At 62.6% G+C, this 4,443-nt stretch carries 3 protein-coding genes and 2 pseudogenes; 4 read left to right on the top strand and 1 reads right to left on the bottom strand.

The genetic code is table 11. From position 1 onward, the window contains the following. A partial coding sequence (locus Q1A87_RS22900) for a nucleoside hydrolase-like domain-containing protein (protein WP_299656999.1) occupies window positions 1-1,124 on the bottom strand: 1,124 nt, incomplete at its 3' end. Window positions 1,125-1,876: 752 nt separating this feature from the next. On the opposite strand from Q1A87_RS22900, the gene Q1A87_RS22895 reads away from it, so the two are divergent. The 4 genes and pseudogenes from Q1A87_RS22895 to Q1A87_RS22880 form a co-directional block, all read left to right on the top strand. Continuing rightward, complete coding sequence (locus Q1A87_RS22895) at window positions 1,877-2,272, top strand: helix-turn-helix domain-containing protein (RefSeq protein WP_299656996.1); 396 nt, start codon at window positions 1,877-1,879, stop codon at window positions 2,270-2,272. 117 nt (window positions 2,273-2,389) lie between these two features. Then, on the top strand, window positions 2,390-2,767 hold the full coding sequence (locus Q1A87_RS22890) for a transposase (protein WP_299656993.1): 378 nt from the start codon (window positions 2,390-2,392) through the stop codon (window positions 2,765-2,767). After that, a pseudogene (tnpB, locus tag Q1A87_RS22885) lies at window positions 2,767-3,117 on the top strand (IS66 family insertion sequence element accessory protein TnpB). The gene Q1A87_RS22890 and the pseudogene tnpB overlap by 1 nt, the downstream one beginning before the upstream one ends. A gap of 55 nt (window positions 3,118-3,172) precedes the next feature. Next, window positions 3,173-4,294: pseudogene (locus Q1A87_RS22880) on the top strand (IS66 family transposase); the annotation flags it as partial. Window positions 4,295-4,443 lie beyond the last annotated feature (149 nt).

Here is a 4,443-nt window from a genome sequence, read left to right as displayed (position 1 = left end):
TTTATGTTGGCGCCGCCTGCGCTCGCGCTGCGGCCCTCGTAGACATAGCCACCCGCGAGGTCGAACGCCTCGGCCTGTGTTCTTCCCGTCGTAACCATCACTTCTTCCGAACCGTTCGGGACCCCCCCCGTGGGGCTTTCCCCTAAGTCAACAGAATCGTTGTCTTTTCGTCCGGAGCCGTCCTTAGCACGGTCGAGCCGATCGGCAAAATCGCCCCAAGCTTCGCTACGATTCTCGTAGACGGTCCGGGCGCCGTCGTAGCTTCCGAGGCGGTCGCCCGAGCCGTCGCGGTCGTCCCAGGTATTGTCGCCCCAGCCGTTCTTCGCGAAGGAGCCGCCCCAGCTGCGCGCGCCGGGATTGTCGTTGTCGACATTGTCGAGGACGTAGAGGAGCGACGGGGTATCCCCCATTTTCAGCCCCTTCGCCGAGCCGCCATTGCCGTAGAGGTCATAGGAATAGACGTCGTGGAACAGGTTGCCGAGCGCGCCGTGGCCGTCGACGTTGTCCTTGACCCAACCCAGGTTCCGACCGGGATCGTTCTGCCCTGAAGAGCCGGCATACATGCCGCGGAAGCTCTCCTCGGCGTTGATCCAGAAGAGATCGGAGTAGCGGCTGTCGTCGCCGACGGCGTCCTTCATCCACTTGTAGGCTTCGGTATTCACCCGATCCTGTCCCAGCCCGTAGACGCTGTAGACGCGGACGCTGTCGACGATATCGGGGGCGGCCTTCAGCGCCGCGGCGATGTCGTGGACCGGACCCCACGCGAGCAGGTAGACCGGATCGTTCGGAGAAGCCGCGCGGGCCTCGTCGATGATGTGACGCGCGCCGCTCGACAGCGCGCCGGGAAAATCCGGGTTCACCGAACCCTTGTGGATGAGGCTGCGCATCTCGGAGGCGGAGGGGTAATCGCCGGTCTCGCGCAGTTTCGACAAATCCCGCCCATAGGCGTCGATGATTCGGTTGAAGTGATAGTCGGGATTACCATTGCGATCATCCGTCATCGTCGAGACGAACCCGCGGTAATTTACCTCGTCGGCATAGAGCAGGGCATGGATGAAGGACTGGGCGTCGTCCTTGTCGTCGCCGCCAATGTCGGTGGTAATGATCACGCGTGGTTTGGCCAAAGTTCTATCCTCTTCGATATGCGTGCAAGCGAGATCGAGCACCCGCTTGGCATTCCAGTGATGCAACCTGTGGTTGTAGATCAGGGTTAAGATCGGGTTAAACGGCCTGGTTCGTGACCAGTCGGGCCGATTGACGCCGTCGTTGACTCAATGTTGCAGGCGGCAAAGTTTCCATTTGATTAAGATATGAAACGGTATTCGACGTACGGGCATCCGGTTCTATCTCGTTGTCTCGGTTCGGGTATTTCGCAACCGGTCTCGTTTGGTCAGGTTTTTTCGGGAAAACAACCACGGTATCGGACAGGTCAGCGGATGCCCGCCCTTGTGAAGGCAAGTTCTTGCAAGACGGCTCTATGATAGATTGATCCGCCGCATTGACATTGCGAACGGACATTTCTGATATTTATGTATTTCGCAGGAAGTTGCTTCTTTGCCCTGCGGTTTCAATCCAATGCGTACGAATCCGCGGCGTTCCTGTGATTACGGCCACCATACAGATTTCGTTACGGAAACTTGAAACGGCTAGCATCAATGCGCCGATGCACGACTAGTACTAATTTGCCAGATCTTCGGAAGTTAGATAGAAAGGTTAGCCTGTAGGCGAAATACTGCACATTCAACGCGAGGTTCCGCACAACCATATTCATAAACTACATAATGCATATTAATTTGTTCAATCTTGTTACCGCGGCCCATTCTATTTTGGCTTGCGACATGTCTCCTATTCTTTTGATGGACTGGGAGGAAACAGGATGGCGCATCCGGAGTTCGGGATCGAGGAACGACGGCGGATCGAGCGGCTGAGAAACGCACGGGTGCCGGTGATGGAAATTGCGGATGAGCTCGGACGCCATCGTTCGACGATCTATCGCGAGCTCAAGCGGAACAGGTTCGCCGACGCAGAGAACCCGTATCTGGACGGCTACTACAGTTCGGTGGCGCAGACGATGGCGGCGCGGCGCAGATACCGGCGGCGGAAGCTCGCAAGGGAGCCGCTGCTTCTCGCTTCGATCACCGACCGGCTGCGCGCGGGCTGGAGTCCGGAGCAGATCGCCGGGCGGCTCCGACGCGACGGCAGCGGCGCGTATGTCTGCCACGAGACGATCTACGCTTGGGTATATTCCGAGGAAGGACGGGAACGAGGGTAAGCGGCGGTTGAGCCCCGCCTTCCGGCTGGTCTGACGAGTTGCGAAGGCATCCCTGTGATGAGGCAGGGAGTGCGTTTCGCAATGTGTTCTACGAATGCGTTTCTCAGATCGCTGGGTGTGGGGATCCATGCGTCGGGGCATCGGCGCTGGCCGGACGAGGTGAAGGCGCAGGCCGTCGCGGAGACCCTGTGGGCGGGGGCCACGGTGAAGGATGTCGCCGCGCGGTTCGGGGTCCAGCCCAACCAGCTGTCTGCTTGGCGGCGCCAGGCGAAGAACGGCGATCTGGTTCTACCGGTGCCGGAGGACGATGCGCTCGAGGCGGTCTTCGCGCCGCTGGTCGTGCGTGACGCCGAGCCTCCCGTTCGTGGCGCCGAAGCCACTCGCACGCCGGCCGAGATCCGGATCGGCATCGGCGAGGTCGTGGTCCATCTCGATGCTTCGACCCCGGCCGCACGCGTCGCCGAGATCGCCCGTGCCCTTGTCGAGCCCTCGTGATGCTGCCGTCGCACAAGATGCGCATCCTGGTGGCGACGCAGCCGGTGGACTTCCGAAAGGGGCATGACGGGCTGGCGGCCCTGGTCCAGTCGGCTCTGAAGGAAGACCCGTTCACCGGCACGGTGTTCGTCTTCCGGGCCAAGCGGGCGGATCGACTGAAGATCCTGTTCTAGGACGGGACGGGGCTGGTGATGGCCTACAAGCGCTTGGAAGAGACGACCTTCGCGTGGCCCACGATCGGGGACGGCGTGATGACACTGGACCGCGCGCAGTTCGAGGCCCTGTTCTCGGGCCTGGACTGGCGCAAGGTTCGGGCGCTGGAAGCCCGGAAACCGGCTGCGGCGGAATGACTCTCCGCAGTCGAAACCGCGTTCCTTTCCAGTTGGTTCGGGGTATCTTCGCAGCATGCCCGCCGCCGCCAAGATCGACCTGTCGAGCCTGCCCGAGGGCCAGCGCGATATCATCGCCGACCTCCTGCGGGAGCACGCAAATCTGCTGGCTGCGAACGCGGTCCTGAAGGCGGAAGCCGTCGACCTGAAGCAGATCGTCGAGCGGCTCGAGCATCTGGTCGCCGAGCTGAACCATGTCGTGCATGGCAAGAAGTCCGAGAAGCTCGGCGAGGACGACCGGCAGCTCGCCTTCGAGGACTTGGAGACGGCAGTGGCTGAGGTCGAGACGCAGCACGACGAGCGCGCTTCCTCGGACGAGGCTCCGCGCCGCAAGGTCGCTCCGGCGCAGCGCAATCGCGGCAACCTGCCGGCGGACCTGCCGCGCATTGAGCAGATCATCGAACCCGACAGCCTGGAGTGCCCCTGTGGCTGCGGACGGATGCACAAGATCGGCGAGGACCGGACGGAGCGTCTCGACATCGTGCCCGCGCAACTGCGGGTGCTCGCCACCATACGCCCCAAATATGCCTGCCGGGTCTGCACCGACGGCGTCACGCAGGGCGAGCCATCGTGCGCCATCGGTTCGAGAACGATGGCGAGCGCGCCCGCGGCCCTCATCGAAGGTGGCCTGCCCACCGAGGGCGCCATCGCCCACGTGCTGGTCGCCAAGTATGCTGACCATCTCCCCCTCTATTGCCAGAGCCAGATCCTTGCCCGGTCGGGCGTCAGCATCCACCGCAGCACGCTGGCCGACTGGGTCGGTGTCGCTGGCTTCCATCTGCGGCCCGTCGTCGACCGGCTGGCCGAGCATCTGAAATCCTCAGGCAAGCTCTTCATGGACGAAACGACGGCGCCGGTGCTGGACCCGGGCCGAGGCAGGACCAAGACCGGCTACCTGTGGGCTCTCGCACGCGACGACCGCGCCTGGGGCGGTGACGATCCGCCCGGGGTGGTCTTCTTCTACGCGCCCGACCGCGGTGGGCGGAACGCGGAGACGTTCCTGCACGGCTTCGACGGCACGCTGCAACTCGATGGCTATACCGGCTACAACCGTCTCACGCGCCCCTCCCGCAAGGGCGGCGATCCGATCCGCGTAGCGCACTGCTGGGCGCACGCACGGCGCAGGCTTGTCGTGTTGCCTCACGTAACTTTGCTACCGCTTGCCTCATCGAGAGTGTTACCCGCTGACCTGGCATGAGGCCTTCGGATCGGTAGTGTCCCGGGGCGTGGTGTAGGAACTGGCGTCCACCTGCTTCTTCATAGCTGGTGTCGCTCGTTCATTGAGCG

The organism is uncultured Jannaschia sp. (assembly GCF_947494055.1).
Lineage (GTDB): Bacteria > Pseudomonadota > Alphaproteobacteria > Rhodobacterales > Rhodobacteraceae > Jannaschia.
Note: the sequence above shows the minus strand (reverse complement) of the source record. Positions and strands in the feature narration are given on the sequence as shown.

What these genes read in the sequence shown, in the direction of transcription:
- Q1A87_RS22895 (WP_299656996.1), top strand. Translation starts at nt 1,877, where the DNA reads ATGGCGCATCCGGAGTTCGGGATCGAGGAACGACGGCGGATCGAGCGG.